11 protein-coding genes are annotated in these 14237 nt (G+C 75.3%); 5 read left to right on the forward strand and 6 right to left on the reverse strand.

What is annotated here, in order from left to right; translation table 11 throughout:
* Positions 1 to 136: 136 nt before the first annotated feature.
* Complete coding sequence (locus ACWDXC_RS11880) at positions 137 to 631, reverse strand: DUF3145 domain-containing protein (protein WP_219510259.1); 495 nt, start codon at positions 629 to 631, stop codon at positions 137 to 139.
* Positions 632 to 806: 175 nt separating this feature from the next.
* Between ACWDXC_RS11880 and ACWDXC_RS11885 the strand changes: the two genes are divergently transcribed.
* The 4 genes from ACWDXC_RS11885 to ACWDXC_RS11900 all read left to right on the forward strand — a co-directional run bounded on the left by ACWDXC_RS11885 (position 807) and on the right by ACWDXC_RS11900 (position 5529).
* Complete coding sequence (locus ACWDXC_RS11885; protein WP_219510261.1) at positions 807 to 1820, forward strand: S8 family peptidase; 1014 nt, start codon at positions 807 to 809, stop codon at positions 1818 to 1820.
* A 72-nt stretch (positions 1821 to 1892) separates the two neighbouring features.
* Positions 1893 to 2426 carry an RNA polymerase sigma factor gene (locus ACWDXC_RS11890; RefSeq protein WP_449980837.1) on the forward strand — a complete coding sequence of 178 codons (534 nt, stop codon included), beginning with the start codon at positions 1893 to 1895 and terminating at the stop codon, positions 2424 to 2426.
* The gene (locus ACWDXC_RS11895; RefSeq protein WP_449980839.1) at positions 2423 to 2869 is read left to right on the forward strand and encodes a hypothetical protein; all 447 of its coding nucleotides are present in this window, start codon (positions 2423 to 2425) and stop codon (positions 2867 to 2869) included. The genes ACWDXC_RS11890 and ACWDXC_RS11895 overlap by 4 nt, the downstream gene beginning before the upstream one ends.
* The gene (locus tag ACWDXC_RS11900; RefSeq protein WP_449980841.1) at positions 2866 to 5529 is read left to right on the forward strand and encodes a CHAT domain-containing protein; all 2664 of its coding nucleotides are present in this window, start codon (positions 2866 to 2868) and stop codon (positions 5527 to 5529) included. Before ACWDXC_RS11895 ends, ACWDXC_RS11900 begins: the two co-directional genes overlap by 4 nt.
* Here the strand turns inward: ACWDXC_RS11900 and ACWDXC_RS11905 are convergent.
* The 4 genes from ACWDXC_RS11905 to ACWDXC_RS11920 all read right to left on the reverse strand — a co-directional run bounded on the left by ACWDXC_RS11905 (position 5469) and on the right by ACWDXC_RS11920 (position 10985).
* On the reverse strand, positions 5469 to 6284 hold the full coding sequence (locus ACWDXC_RS11905; RefSeq protein ID WP_449980843.1) for a sulfurtransferase: 816 nt from the start codon (positions 6282 to 6284) through the stop codon (positions 5469 to 5471). The two genes, ACWDXC_RS11900 and ACWDXC_RS11905, sit on opposite strands and share 61 nt — an antisense overlap.
* Positions 6281 to 7447, reverse strand: coding sequence for an alkaline phosphatase family protein (locus tag ACWDXC_RS11910; protein ID WP_449980845.1), 1167 nt, complete (start codon positions 7445 to 7447; stop codon positions 6281 to 6283). Before ACWDXC_RS11910 ends, ACWDXC_RS11905 begins: the two co-directional genes overlap by 4 nt.
* A 69-nt stretch (positions 7448 to 7516) precedes the next feature.
* Entirely contained in the window at positions 7517 to 8107 is a 591-nt protein-coding gene (locus tag ACWDXC_RS11915) for a DUF5998 family protein (protein ID WP_219510267.1), read from the reverse strand.
* 130 nt (positions 8108 to 8237) lie between these two features.
* Positions 8238 to 10985, reverse strand: coding sequence for a bifunctional acetate--CoA ligase family protein/GNAT family N-acetyltransferase (locus ACWDXC_RS11920; RefSeq protein ID WP_449980848.1), 2748 nt, complete (start codon positions 10983 to 10985; stop codon positions 8238 to 8240).
* A gap of 158 nt (positions 10986 to 11143) precedes the next feature.
* On the opposite strand from ACWDXC_RS11920, the gene ACWDXC_RS11925 reads away from it, so the two are divergent.
* On the forward strand, positions 11144 to 12037 hold the full coding sequence (locus ACWDXC_RS11925) for a carbohydrate kinase family protein (RefSeq protein WP_449980850.1): 894 nt from the start codon (positions 11144 to 11146) through the stop codon (positions 12035 to 12037).
* 70 nt (positions 12038 to 12107) lie between these two features.
* Here the strand turns inward: ACWDXC_RS11925 and ACWDXC_RS11930 are convergent, their stop codons facing one another.
* Complete coding sequence (locus ACWDXC_RS11930) at positions 12108 to 14195, reverse strand: RecQ family ATP-dependent DNA helicase (RefSeq protein WP_449980852.1); 2088 nt, start codon at positions 14193 to 14195, stop codon at positions 12108 to 12110.
* Positions 14196 to 14237: the final 42 nt, after the last annotated feature.

A 14237-nucleotide genomic window follows, 5' to 3' on the forward strand; every position in this document is an offset into this window, starting at 1 on the left:
GGGGACGGGGGCGGGGCGGGGACCGCGGAGACGGGCGCGGGGACCGGGAGGACGGGGACCGGGGGGGTGGGGACCGGGGAGATGGGCGCGGCGGACCGGGGAGATGGGGGCGGCGGACCGGGGGCGGCGCCGCGCGTCAGACGGCGGCGTGCAGCCAGCGGACGGGCGCGCCGTCGCCCGCGTAGCGGAACGGCTCCAGCTCCTCGTCCCAGGGCCGGCCGAGCAGCTTGTCGAGCTCCTCCTCCAGCACGCAGCGGCCCTGACCGGCGGTCAGCATCACGGCGCGCAGCCGGTCCTCGGGGATCATGATGTCGCCCGCGGCGCCGATGACCGCGCTGAACGCGCCGAGCGTCGGGGTGTAGGCGTGCCGGGAGCCGTCGACGCCCGGCGAGGCGTCCTCGGTGATCTCGAACCTGAGGCGCTGCCAGCCCATGAGTGAGGAGGCGATGGCGGCGGCGATGCCGGGCCGGCCTTCCCATTCGGCCTGCGCGCGCACCACGTTGGGCGCGGCGGGTTGCGGCGTCCAGGTAAGATCAACGGGCACGCCAAGGACACCCGCGACTGCCCATTCGATATGAGGGCACAGCGCGGGCTGAGCCGAGTGGACGTACAGCACGCCACGAGCAGACACCGGACCTCCCGTTTCGGTACGAGGTGCGCCTTCCCCAACGGCCTCGCCCCGGGATGATCACAAGTGACTAGGGAGAGACTACCGTCGGTCGCAATCCGACACCAGAGGGGGGCCATACCAAGTTGGTGCGCGTGTGACACGTGACAGGACGGCCGGCGGGGAAAGATACCCGCTCATGAACATCCAACAAGTCGGCGACGCGCTCATCCGCCCAGGTCAGGTGCTGACCGACCGCAGCGCGCTGTCCGCCGCCTCGCGCTGGACGCAGGCCGTCTCGGAGGCCGACGGCGTCTGCGTGATCCACCTGTCCGACGGCGTCGACCCGTGCGAGCTGACCGCCGACCTGCGCGAGCACGGCTTCCGCGCCTCCCCCAACCACGTGCTGGCCGGGCAGCCGCTGTTCTTCGGCGGGCCGGCGTCGCGCCCTTTCCCCGCCCCGCCCATCGCCCACCGCCACAGCCGCACCCGCTCGCCGGTGGTGGTCGGGCTGCTCGACACGGGCGTGGCGGAGCACCGCTGGTGGGCCGGGAGCGACTGGTTCGCCGAGCGCCGGGCCGAGGACGACGACGCCGCCGAGGGCCGCCAGGCGGGGCATGGAACGTTCCTGGCCGGATTGCTGACGATGCGGGCGCCGGGCGTGTCGCTGCGGGTGACCCGGGTGCTCGACGGCGAGGGGCTGGGCGACGAGGCGACCGTGGTGCGGGCGCTGCACCGGATGCGCGAGCGGCCGCCCGACGTGCTCAACCTGTCGTTCGGCTGCCACACCTTCGACGGCAGGCCGCCGCCGCTGCTGGCCGACGCGCTGGCCGAGCTGCCCGGCACGGTCGTGGTCGCGTGCGCCGGCAACTCCGCCTCGGACGTGCCCTTCTACCCGGCCGCGCTGGGGCCGGTGGTGGCGGTGGGCGCGGTCGACGACACCCAGCAGCGCCGCGCCCCGTTCTCGGCGTACGGGCCGTGGGTGGATGCCTGCGCCCGCGGCGAGTGGCTGACCAGCACGTTCCCGGAGCGGGGCGAGTTCGCCGGCTACGCCTCGTGGAGCGGCACGTCGTTCGCCGCGGCCCTGGTGGCGGGGGCCATCGCGGACGCCGCGCGCGATCTGCCGGCGGCCCAGGCGGCCAAGGCGGTGCTGGATCCGCAGGCCACCCGGCAAATTCCCGATCTGGGAGTTCTCGTCCCGTCGAGTCTGTAGAGTTTACGCTCAGTCCCCGGGCGATCACGTGGAGGCAGAACGGCCTCCCGGCAGGGTCGGGAAGGAGGCCGTATGCACGACACGCGCGACCCAGCGGAGCTGCTCGCGGCGGCGGCCGATGGCGACCAGGACGCCTGGGACCAGCTCGTGTCCCGCTTCGGGCCGCGGATGTGGGCGGTGGCCCGCTCCTGCGGTCTCGGCGAGAGCGACGCGGCGGACGTCGTCCAGGGCGCGTGGCTGCGCCTGCTGGAGCGGCTGCACGCGATCAGGGAGCCCGCGGCCGTGGGGGCGTGGCTGGCCACCACGACCCGCCGCGAAGCGCTCCAGCTGCTGCGGAAGACTCCGCACAGCGTGGCCGCGGAGCCTCCGGCCGCGCCCGACCCGGCCTCCGCCGTGCTGGAGGCCGACGGCAACCGCCTGCTCTGGCAGACGGTCTCCACCCTGCACGAGCCCTGCCGCACCATGCTCCGGCTGGTGGCGACGGATCTCGGCAGCCGGCAGATGGCCCAGCGCCTGGGCGTCCCGATCGGCAGCGTCGGCCCTACCAGGGCGCGCTGCCTGGAAAAACTGCGCACCCTGATCTCACTACAGGAGACGGTGCAATGATCAACGACGAATACTTCCTGGCGGCCCTCAGACTGGCCGCCGGGAGCGATCCCATCCCGGGACACGTGAGCGCGGCCGCCCGCGACGTCTTCCGGCTCCGGGTCCCCAGCGCGATCACCGCCGTCCCCGCCGAGTGCACCGCGACGCGCGGCGTGCGCGGGCCGGAGGGCCCGCACATGGTCCGCTTCGTGGCGGCCGGGCTCACCTTCGACCTGGAGGTGACCTTCGGCGACGGGCTGATCGACGTGGCGGGGCAGGTGTGCCCGGCTCCCGGCGACGGGACGCTCGTCGACGTACGCACCCCGCACCTGACGCTGAGCAGGCGGCTGGCGCCCAGCGGCCACTTCGCGGTGACCGGGCTGCCGCCGGGCTGGCTCAGCGTGGTCTGCCACCGCCCCGGCAACGCCCCCGTCCAGACCCGGTGGGTGCGCATCCGCCCTTGAACACCGAGCCGAACCTGACGACACCGGAGCATCAGCGGGACACGTCCCCGGTCGTCGCCATGCTCGTGCGCGCGGCGGAGATGGCGGTGCAGCGTTCCGTGGTCGACCCGCGGCAGGCGTTGCGGGCGGGCCGGACGATCCTGGCGAAGGCGGCGGCCGTCCCCGGGAGCGCGGAGGCGACGGCGGTGGCGTTGCGGGCGATGGGCCTGGCCGAGCGTGAGCTGGGCGATCTGGAGGCGGCCGAGCAGCACCTCAGGCAGGCGATCGGCACCGTGGGGGCGCCCGGCGAGCGGCTGGCGCAGGCGCGGCTGTCGCTGGTGACGGTGCGCACCGAGCGCGGCCACCCGCTGCAGGCGCTGCGCGTCGCCGCGCTGGCGTGGGCCTACCTGTCGCCGCTCGACCGCGCCAAGCTCGACACGCAGCGGGCCGTCGCGCTGGCCTGCCTGGGCCGCTACCAGGAGGCCGTCGCCTCCTGCGACCGGGCGCTGCGGGCGCTCGTGGCCGCGCCGGGCACGCTCGACGACCGCAGGTTCCTGGCGGGCGGGCTGCTCAACCGGGGCCTGGTGCACGCCTACCGGGGCGACTGGGACGACGCGATGCGCGACATCAGCGCCTGCCTGGAGATCTCCCGCCACGCCGGGCTCCACCACCTGGCCCGGCTCGCCGCCGCCAACCTGCCCTTTCTCGCCGTACGACGCGGCGACGTCGGCGAGGCGTTCGCCCACTACCGCGCCGCCCAGGACACGCTGTTCGGCTTCACCGAGCGGCTGGCCACGATGCGCGCCGACTTCGCGGGCGCCCTGCTGGCCGCCCACCTGCCCGGCGAGGCGCGGGCGCTGCTCAGCCTGGCCGTGCCCGACCTGGAGCAGTCCGGCGGCCGGGCGGCGCTGGCCGAGGCGCGGCTCAAGCTCGCCCAGGTCGAGCTGCTGACGGGCGACGCCCGCGAGGCGATCACGGTGGCCGAGCGGGCCGGGCGCGAGCTGGCGGAGCAGGAGCGGCACTCGTGGCTGCCGCTGGCCGGGGAGGTCGTGCTGCGGGCCAGGCTGGCGCTGGAGCCGCCGACGCCCGCGCTGCTCGCCGAGCTGATCGCGTGTGCGGGCGAGCTCGAACGCGACGCCGCCCACCTGGCCGGGGCGGCGGCGCTGCGGCTGGTGGCGGCCGAGACCGCGCTGGCCGTCGACGACCACCCGACGGCCTCGGCCCAGCTCGCCCGGCTCACCACGCACGCCAGGCCGCAGGAGCGGTGGATGCCGGCCGGCACCCGGCTGACGCCGCTGTCGTGCGAGACGCAGCAGCGGCGGCTGGCCCAGGCCGCCCAGGTGCCGCCCGTGGTGCGCCAGCACGCGCTCGCGCTGGAGGCGGCGCTGCAGGAGGACGTCCCGGGCGCCTTCCGCGCCGTGAGGGAGGGCCTGGCCGAGATGGGCGGGCGCATGGACACGCTCGACGACCCGGCGTTGCGCGCCCACGCGGCCCGCGCCGGTGAGCGGCTGGCGGCGTTCGGGCTGCGGCTGGCGATCCGCGACGGAGACGCCGGCGCGGTGTTCGAGTGGGCGGAGCGGTGGCGGGCGGTGGCCGCGCCGGCGCACGCCCGCCTGCTGACCGGCTCCGGGCAGCTGCGCGAGGAGTTGGGACGGGCCGCGCTGGTCGAGTACGTCACCGACGAGGAGTCGCTGCTGGGCGTGGTCGTCACCGGCGAGCGCGTGACGCTGCGGCGGCTCGGCGGGCTGCGGGCGGTGGCCGAGACGCTGATCCGGCTGCGCTACTCGCTGCGCCGGGCCGGGCTGCGCGAGGGCGGCGCAGCGCCTCCGCAGCCGATCGACGCCGTCGGGGCCGAGCTCGGGCGGCTGCTGCTGGAGCCCTTCGCTGACGAGCTCGCCGACGAGCTCGGCGAGCGGCCGCTCGTCCTGGTGCCGACCGGGCCGCTGCACACCATGCCGTGGGGCGCGCTGCCCTGCCTGCGCGGCCGTCCGGTGAGCGTGGCGGCGAGCGCGGCCGGTTGGCTGGCGGCGAGCGGACGCGGCGCCGGGGACGGGCGGCCGTCCGTGGTCGCCGCCGCCGGGCCCGGCCTCGCGCACGCCGAGGAGGAGGTGGGCAGGGTGCTCGCCCGCCATCCCGGCGCCCGCCCGGTCCCCGGCCGCAGGCAGGCGGTGCTCGACGCGCTGACGGGCGCGGACGTGCTGCACCTGGCCGCCCACGGGGTGTTCCACGCGCGCAGCCCGCTGCTGTCCGGCATCACGCTGGAGGACGGCCCGCTCATGGCGTACGACCTGCTGCGGGTGGAGCGGGCGCCGAGGCTGGTGGTGCTGTCGTCCTGCGACTCGGGGATGGCGCGCACGCCCGCCGACGGGGCACCGCTCGGGCTGGCCGGCACGTTCCTGTCGCGCGGCGCCGCCTGCGTGGTGGCGGGAATGGTGCCGGTGGGCGACGAGGACGCGCTGGCGCTCATGACGGCCTTCCACGAGCTGCTGGCCGCCGGCCGGCCGCCCGACGCCGCGCTGGCCGTCTCGTCGGCCGCGACGGGGGTGCCGGGCTTCGTGTGCTTCGGGGCCGGTCACCGGCCGCTCGTCCGGCCCGCTGCGGCGGACGCGCGGGCGGGCGTTCAGCCGGTGGCGACGGGCCTCGCCGGGTCGGCCACCCAGTTGGACCACGAGCCCACGTAGAGGGCGGCGTCGATCCCGGCGATCGCGAGCGCGAGCACCTCGTGCGCGGCCGTCACGCCCGACCCGCAGTAGGCGCCGACCGGCACGCCGCCCGTCACGCCCAGCCCGGCGAAGCGGACCCGCAGCACGTCCGGGGCCGGGAAGCGGCCGTCGGCGCCCACGTTCGCGGTGGTCGGGGCGCTGACCGCGCCGGGGATGTGCCCGGCCACCGGGTCGACCGGCTCCACCTCACCCCGGTAGCGCTCCTCCGCCCTGGCGTCGAGCAGCACGCCGGAGCCGGCCAGCGCCGCGGCCTGCCCGGCGTCGAGGACCGGCATCCCGCCAGGCGTGGCCGTGAAGTCGCCGGGCTCGGGCCGGGGCTCGTCCTTGGTGACCGGCAGCCCGGCCGCGATCCAGGCGGGCAGCCCGCCGTCGAGCACCCGTACGTCCTGGTGGCCGAAGTAGCGCAGCGTCCACCAGGCGCGGGCGGCCACCGTCGAGCCCGCGTCGTCGTACACCACGACGGGCCTGCCGTCCGACACGCCGAGCCGCCGCATCGCCCGCTCGAACGCGTCCGCGCCGGGCAGCGGGTGCCGGCCGGCGTCGCCGGGCGGCGCCGCCAGGTCGGCGTCGAGGTTGCAGAAGACGGCGCCCGGCACGTGACCCTCGCGGTAGAGGCCGATCCCGGGCGGGCCGCCCAGCCGCCAGCGCACGTCGAGCACGCTCGCCGTGTCGCCCAGCGCGGCCAGCTCGTCCGGAGTGATCAGCGGGCTCATCTGCGGGATACCTCCACAAGTGGTACGAGCTGCTCGGCGGCGGTCATGGAGCCGTGGTAGCCGGTGAAGAGCGCCTCGATCCGATGCGCGGACGGGGCGATGATCGCCAGGTCAGTGTAGGGGACGGCGAGCACGTCACCGATGCGCCGCAGCCACGCGCCGCGCACGTCCGGCCCGAACCAGCCGGCCTCGACCGCCTCCTCGCGCGGCACCACCCAGGCGCGCCCGTTGAGCGTCGCCGCCCAGGCGTCGAGCACGTCGCCCGCCGCGCCGGGCTCGGCGTAGACGTGGCGGGCGCGGGCCTCGCCGCCGAGCATCGCCACGCCGCGCGTCAGCTCGGGCGTCTTCTCGGCGTCGAGCTTGTCGGCGGCGTTGACCATGCCGTGGTCGGCGGTCACGTACAGGGCGGCGCCGTCGGGCAGTCCCTCGGCCAGGCGCTCGGCCATGCGGTCGACGATCGCCAGCTGCCGCAGCCACTCGTCGCTGCCCCAGCCGGTCATGTGCCCGGCCGCGTCGAGGTCGCCGTAGTAGACGGTGACGTGGGCGCGCGGCCCGGCCAGCTCGGCCAGCGCCCTGGTGACGCGCTCGTCCGGCGTCTCGGCGGGGGCGTAGCGGACGCCCCGGTAGACGGCGTCGGTCAGGCCGGTGCCCTCGAACTCGGCCGGGGCCACGTAGACGGCGTCGATCCCGGCCGCGGCGGCCCGCTGGTAAACAGTGGTGCTCGGCTGCCACTCGGCCGGGTCCATCGGCGTCCCGGTCCAGCGCAGGCAGTTGAACAGCAGGCCGGCGCCGGGCACGGCCAGCGTCATGCCGAGCATGCCGTGCTCGCCCGGCGGCAGCCCGGTGCCGAGCGAGCACAGGCTCGTCACGGTCGTCGCGGGAAACCCGGCGGTGAGGGTGGCGGGCGGCGCCGCGTGGGCCGGAGGGGCGATCGTCCCGCCGGTGGCGGTGGTCGCGGCGGCGGCCGTGAGGAAGGGAGCGGCGTCCGGGTGGGCGCGCAGGAGCTCCGCGCCGAGGCCGTCGACCAGGAACAGGCAGGTGCGGGTGGCGGGCGCGATCGCCAGCGGGTTGGGCTCGTCGAGGCCGAGGGCCGCGAGCAGGGAACGGGCGAGGTCGGGCAACGAGGCCCCGCCGTAGGCCGGCACCAGCGGCACGCTGTCCATGCCCTCGATCTTAGACGCCGCGGCGGCGCCCACCTACAGCGTCGGCGAGGCCGTACGGGGGATGATCGCTCAGGCGGCGGCGCGGGCCGTGGCCTCCGACAGGGCCTTGGCGAAGGCCAGCACGTGGGTGACCGCCTCGGGGCCGTCGGCTGCCTCGCTGACGCGCAGGGACAGGTCGTCGGCGGTGATGGCGCCGGTGTAGCCGTGGTCGGCCTCGCAGTTCTCGTCGCCGCAGGTGGCCGGTTCGAGGTCCACGTGGGAGATGGCGCCCCAGCCGATGGTGAGTGTCACCTCGGTGGGCGGCACGCCCGGGACGTAGGAGGCGGGGTCGGGAACCACCCGGGTCACCGCGACCGACTGGACGCGGCTCAGCCGCACCGCCTCCGTGGTCGTGGACGCGTGCGCCGTCGAGACCCCCTCCACCGCCGGGTGCTCGTCGGTGTGGCACACCAGCAGCCTCGTGCCGGACAGCACCAGCACGGTGACGTGCCGGCGCACCTCCATCGCGGGATCGAAGGTGGCCTCGTGATGGACCACGAACGCGGTCACGGCCTCCTTGCCCAGCGCGGATTCGACCGCATCGGTGACGAGGTCGGGATAGTAGCCGCTGCGCTCGATCGCTTCACGCAGGCCCGCGGCTGAGACTCGGGTTTCCCTCATGGATCCAGTTTGCCAGGGCGTCGCAGTGCACTCACCCGCCGGATATAACGCTCTATAACGTCTTCAACACCGAAATTTTCCCTTTCGCCCCCAGCTCCCCCGCCGGGGCGGAGCCCGCCGCCCGTGCCGGTCAGCCCAGGCGGCGGGGGCCGCCGTCCAGCCGGGGGCCGGGCGGGGTGCGGAGGGTCACGCGGGCGCCGAGGACGATCACGCCGCTCTCGCCGACGAGGACCTGGTCCAGGTCGAGGCGGGCCAGCTCCGGCAGGTCGTGGGCCAGACGGCCCACCCTGACCAGGAGGTCCTCCAGGGCGTCGACGGCCACCGGCGGGTAGCCGTACTCGCCGAACAGCAGCGGCGCGGCCCGTACGGACCTCACCAGGCCGGCGGCGTCGTCGCGGGTCAGCGGCGCGAGACGGAACCCCTGGTCGAGCAGCAGGCGCGCGGTCACCTCGCCCAGCCCGAACGACACCACCGGCCCGAACGCCGGGTCCTCGACAACGGTCACGACCGTGGGGACGGCGGGCTGCGGGGCCATGCGCTGCACGGCCAGCTCCGTGGCGTCGCCGAACTGGCGGGCGAGCTCGGCGTACGCGTGACGGACGCTCTCGGCGGTGGACAGGCCCAGGCGTACGGTCCCGGCGCGGCGGGCGGCGCGGGGGTCGGCGAGCTTGAGCACCACCGGCCACCCGAGCCGTTCGGCGGCGGCCACCGCCTCGTCCGGCGACCCGGCCACCTCGGCCGGCCACACGCTCAGCCCGTAGCAGGCGAGCAGCTCGGCCGCCTCCGCCAGGACCGGCGGCCCCGCCTCGGCGAACGCCCCGGCGTCCGGCGCGGCGTCCGGCGCGGCGTCCGGCGCGGGGTCCGGCGCGGGGTCCGGCACAGCGTCCGGCCCGGCGGCGGCTTCGTCCCCGGGGGTGCCGGGTGCTTCCTGGGGCGGCGGGGTGAGGGTGCGATGGACGAGCGCGCGGGCGCGCGGGGTGTCGATGTCCTCCAGGTCCGCCGGGGGGACGGCGGGGCGGGCGCGCCAGGCGGCGTAGCGGACGGCGTGGGACAGGGCGCGCACCGCCTCCTCGGGGGCCGCGTAGGAGGGGATGGAGCCGCGGGCCGGGGCGGCGCCCGTCTGGAGGCAGGGGTGCATGCCCAGATGCCCCTGGAAGGTGGCGAGAACGGGCTTGGCCGAGCCCCGCGACACCTCCATGAGCCGGTCGGCGATGCCCGCGGCGTCACCCGGGATGGGCGGCATGTAGATGACGACCGCCGCGTCGACCTCGGGTGAGGCCAGCTCGGCGGCGAGGGCCGTGCCGAACTCGTCCGGCCCGGCGGCGGGGCCGAGGTTGGCCGGGGGCCGGGGGGCGAGCCCGGCGGCGACGCAGGCGTCCGCGGCGAGCAGGCCGAGCGCGTCGGAGTTGGTGACCAGGGCGACGCGCGGCCCGGCGGGCAGCGGCTGGTAGGCCAGGAGCTGGCCGACGTCGAAGAGCTCGATGAGGTCGGCCACCCGGATCAGCCCCGCCTGCTCGAACAGGGAGCTGACGGCGGAGTCTGGCAGGCCGAGCTCCTCGGCGGAGTGGCCGGACGGGGTGCCGCCGCTCTTGACGACGACGATGGGCTTGGTGCGGGCGATGCGCCGGGCCAGGCGGGTGAACTTGCGCGGGTTTCCCAGCGACTCCAGGTAGAGCAGGATCACCTCGGTGGCGTCGTCCTCCTCCCAGTACTGGAGCAGGTCGTTGCCCGACACGTCGGCCCGGTTGCCCGCGGAGACGAACGACGAGATGCCCATGCCGCGCTGCTTGACGCGCTGGAGGAGGGCGGTGCCGAGGGCGCCGGACTGGCTGAAGAAGCCCACGCGGCCACGGCCGGGGACGGTGGCGGCGAGGGTGGCGTTGAGCTTGACGGCGGGGTCGGTGTTGGCGATGCCGAGGCAGTTGGGGCCGACCACGCGCAGCCCGTAGGAGCGGGCGATGCGGGCGAGCTCGTCCTGGCGGGCGCGGCCGCGGCTGCCCGTCTCGCCGAACCCCGACGACACGACGACGAGGCCGTGCACGCCCTTCTCGGCGCACTCCTTGACCACGTCGAGCACGCTCTCGGCGGGCACGGCGACGACGGCGAGGTCGACCTCGCCGTCGATGGCGGTCACGCTCGGGTAGGCGCGCACGCCCGCGACGGCCCGGACCTCGCGGTGCACCGGGTAGACGGGGCCGGTGAAGTCGGCGGCCAGCAGGTTGCGCAGCACGGTCTGGCCGACGCCGCCGGGCTCGCGGGAGGCGCCGATGACGGCGACGGAGCCGGGGGTGAGCAGCCGGGCGATCGAACGGGCCTCGGCGCGGTGCTCGCGGGCGGTGGTGACCTCGGCGGCGGTCTCGGTCGGGGTGAGGTCGAGCGTCATGCGGACGACGCCGTCGGCGAAGCTGCTCTCCGCCGTGTAGCCGGCCTGGCGCAGCACGCCCATCATCTTCATGTTGGCGGGCAGCACGTCGGCGACGAAGCGCTCGATGCCGCGTTCGCGGGCGGTGGCGGCCAGGTGTTCGAGCAGCACGGAGGCCACTCCCCTGCCCTGGTGGGCGTCCTCGACGAGGAAGGCGACCTCGGCCTCGCCCGGTCCGGTGCGGTCGTAGCGGATGACGGCCACCATCTCCGCCCCGATGGTGGCGATCAGGGCGACGCGGCTCTCGTAGTCGACGGTGGTGAACCGGGTGACCTCGCGGTCGGACAGGCGCGGCCGGGGCCCGAAGAACCGGAAATAGATGGATTCGGGGGACAGCCGCGAGTAGAAGGCGCGCAGCCGATCGGCGTCTGCGGGCCTGATCGGGCGCACGTGCGCGGTGCCGCCGTCGGCCAGGACGACGTCGGCTTCCCAGTGAGCGGGATATTGTGCCTCCACAGTCACGAGCGTAAACCCGTGTCCCACATGTCAAGAAGTTGGGCAACGCTTGTGCATCGACTCAGGCCGGGTGTCGGGGGTCCGCCACACGAACCGGCTGGAAGCTGTTAGTTTTGCCGTGGCCAGGCTCGATCTGTAGGCAGCAAGGTGGTGGCATCATGACGCGGGTCGTCGTGGTGGGCGATCTCATGACCGACGCGGTGGCGCGCGCCCGTTATGCGCTCGCCAGGGCGAGCGACACCCCGGCGATCGTCACGATGCACGGTGGCGGGTCCGGGGCCAACATCGCCTCGTGGCTAGCCGTCGAGGGCGCGGAGGTGGCCTTCATCGGCCGCCGGGGCGCCGACATCACGGGGCGCAACCGCGACATGGAGCTGATGGGCTACGGCGTCGACGCCCGGCTCGTCATGGACCCCGAGCGTCCCACCGGCACCTGCGTGGTGCTCGTCACGCACAAGGGCGAGCGCACCATGCTGTCCGACCCGGGCGCCAACGCGGCGCTGTCGCCGGAGGACCTGCCGCGTGACCTGTTCAACGGCGGCGGCCACCTGCACCTGTCGGGCTACACGCTGATCAACGAGGGCTCGCGCGACGCGGGGCTGGCCGCGCTCGACATGGCGCGCCGCTCGGGGATGTCGATCTCCGTCGACTGCGCCTCGTCGGCGCCTCTCGAGCGTACGGGCGCCGAGCCGTTCCTGGAGTGGACCAACGGCGCCAAGCTGCTGTTCGCCAACATCGACCAGGCCAAGGTGCTGACCGGGCGGGACGACCCGGAGGCGGCGGCCAAGGTGCTGACGGCGTGGTTCCCGCAGGTCGTCATCAAGATGACCGCCGAGGGCGCGCTGTGGTTCGGCAACGGGCGGCAGGAGCCGGTCCGGGTGCCGGCCGAGCCGGTCGACCGGATCGTCGACGGCACGGGCGCGGGTGACGCGTTCTGCGCCGGGTTCCTGCCGGCGTGGCTGGCGGGCAAGCCGCCGGCGGAGTCGCTGGGCGCCGGGTGCGCCCTGGCCGCCAAGGCGATCGTGCACCTGGGCGCGCGGCCCCGCCTCTGACCTTCCGGCGGGGCCTCTCCCTCCGAGCCACCGTACGGGCTGAACGTACGGCGCTAAGGGCGTACGGCGCTCAGGATGTGGTGGCCAGGACGAGCGGGAGGACGGCCGGGGCGCCCGCGTGGCGCACCAGGGCGGCGGCGAGCGTCATCGTCCAGCCGGTGTCGACCCGGTCGTCGATCAGCAGCACGGGCCCGCCACAGGCGGCCACGGCCGCGCCCACCTCGCGCGGCATCGCCAGCGTCGCCCGCACGGCCTGCACCCGCTTGGCGCTGTTGAACTGCTGCCCGGGCGGCCCCGACCGGTAGCCGAGCTCGCCGAGGTAGGACAGCCGGCCCACCTGCGCCAGCCGTTCGGCGAACCCGCGCACGAGCAGCGGACGCGACGCCGACGGCACGTTGACCACGGCCACCGGCCGCTCGCGCCACTCCCACGCGGACAGCACCTTGACCACGGCGGCGAACATGTCGTCGGCCATCGGCCCGTCGGCCCCGGCGAACAGCTCGCGCAGCCGGTTGCCCCAGCCGATGTCGGTGAGCCTGCCGAGCGCGCGGCCCGGCTCGGCGCCCAGCTCGGGCTTGATCCGCCCGGACAGGTCGGCCAGCCCGGTCGGCCACTGCTTGCGCGCCTCGATGTCGACGCCGGGCCTGCTCAGCCGCTCGCGGGCGGTCTCGACGGCCCCGGCGGCGATCTCGGGTGAGCGGTGGCGTCCGGTGCAGTTGTCGCAGCGGCCGCACGGCCGGGCGGCCTCGTCGTCGAGGCGGCGGCGCAGGTATTCCTCACGGCAGTCGGCGGTGGTCAGGTAGCCGAGCATGGCGTCCTGCTCGGCCTTGCGCTCGGCGGCGATGCGGGAGTAGCGCTCGGCGTCGTAGGACCATTCCTCGCCGGTCGACTCCCAGCCGCCCTTGACCCTGCGCACGGCGCCGTCGACGTCGAGGACCTTGAGCATCATCTCCAGCCGGCTGCGGCTGAGGTCGACGGCGGTCTCCAGGGCCTGCGTGGACATGACGCCGCGCTCGGCCAGCGTCTCCAGCACGGTGCGCACGACCGGCTCCGGCGGGAACGCCAGCGACGTGAAATAGGCCCAGATGTCGCGGTCCTCGGTGCCGGGCAGCAGGATCACCTCGGCCCGCTCGACCCCGCGGCCCGCGCGGCCGACCTGCTGGTAGTAGGCGACGGGCGACTGCGGCGCGCCGACGTGGACGACGAAGCCCAGGTCGGGCTTGTCGAAGCCCATGCCGAGCGCGCTGGTGGCGACCAGCGCCTTGATCTTGTTGTTGAGCAGCGCCTCCTCGGCCGCCAGCCGCTCGGCCGGGTCGGTCTGGCCGGAGTAGGCGGCCACCTCGTGGCCCTGCTCGCGCAGGTAGGAGGCGATCTCGTGGGCGGCGGCCACGGTCAGCGTGTAGACGATGCCGGAGCCGGGCAGCTCGTGCAGCGTCTGGGCCAGCCAGGCCAGCCGCTGCTCGGCCGACGGGAGGCGTACGACGCTCAGGTGGAGGCTCTCGCGCTCCAGCGGGCCGCGCAGCACGAGGGTGTCCTCGCCCATCTGCTCGGCCACGTCGCGGGTGACGCGGGCGTTGGCGGTGGCGGTGGTGGCCAGCACCGGGATGCCGGGCGGCAGCTCCTCGAAGAGGGTGGCGAGCCTGCGGTAGTCGGGCCTGAAGTCGTGGCCCCAGTCGGAGATGCAGTGGGCCTCGTCGACGACGACCAGCCCGGCGCTCTCGGCCAGCTCGGGCAGCACGTTGTCGCGGAAGTCGGGGTTGTTGAGCCGCTCGGGGCTGACCAGCAGCACGTCGACGAGGCCGTCGGCGACCTGGCCGTAGACCTCCTCCCACGCCTCGGGGTTGGCCGAGTTGATGGTGACGGCGCGGATGCCGGCGCGCTCGGCGGCGGCGATCTGGTTGCGCATGAGGGCCAGCAGCGGCGACACGATGACGGTCGGCCCCTCGCCGAGCTCGCGCAGCAGGGCGGTGGCCACGAAGTAGACGGCCGACTTGCCCCAGCCGGTGCGCTGCACGACGAGCACCCGCCGGCGGTCGACGACCAGCGCCTCGATGGCCTTCCACTGGTCGTCGCGGAGCCTGGCGTGCTCGCCGGCCAGCGCGCGCAGCTTCTCCTCGGCCTCTTCGCGCAGCATCCCGGCGTCGGGGGCGTCAATCATGTGTCCCTTGTTACCAGGTTTCCCCGACGATTCGCGCCCGCG

It is taken from the genome of Nonomuraea sp. NPDC003214 (assembly GCF_053590035.1).

What these genes read in the sequence shown, in the direction of transcription:
- ACWDXC_RS11885 (WP_219510261.1), top strand. Translation starts at nt 807, where the DNA reads ATGAACATCCAACAAGTCGGCGACGCGCTCATCCGCCCAGGTCAGGTG.
- ACWDXC_RS11890 (WP_449980837.1), top strand. Translation starts at nt 1,893, where the DNA reads ATGCACGACACGCGCGACCCAGCGGAGCTGCTCGCGGCGGCGGCCGAT.
- ACWDXC_RS11895 (WP_449980839.1), top strand. Translation starts at nt 2,423, where the DNA reads ATGATCAACGACGAATACTTCCTGGCGGCCCTCAGACTGGCCGCCGGG.
- ACWDXC_RS11905 (WP_449980843.1), bottom strand. Translation starts at nt 6,284, where the DNA reads ATGAGCCCGCTGATCACTCCGGACGAGCTGGCCGCGCTGGGCGACACG.
- ACWDXC_RS11910 (WP_449980845.1), bottom strand. Translation starts at nt 7,447, where the DNA reads ATGGACAGCGTGCCGCTGGTGCCGGCCTACGGCGGGGCCTCGTTGCCC.
- ACWDXC_RS11915 (WP_219510267.1), bottom strand. Translation starts at nt 8,107, where the DNA reads ATGAGGGAAACCCGAGTCTCAGCCGCGGGCCTGCGTGAAGCGATCGAG.
- ACWDXC_RS11925 (WP_449980850.1), top strand. Translation starts at nt 11,144, where the DNA reads ATGACGCGGGTCGTCGTGGTGGGCGATCTCATGACCGACGCGGTGGCG.
- ACWDXC_RS11930 (WP_449980852.1), bottom strand. Translation starts at nt 14,195, where the DNA reads ATGATTGACGCCCCCGACGCCGGGATGCTGCGCGAAGAGGCCGAGGAG.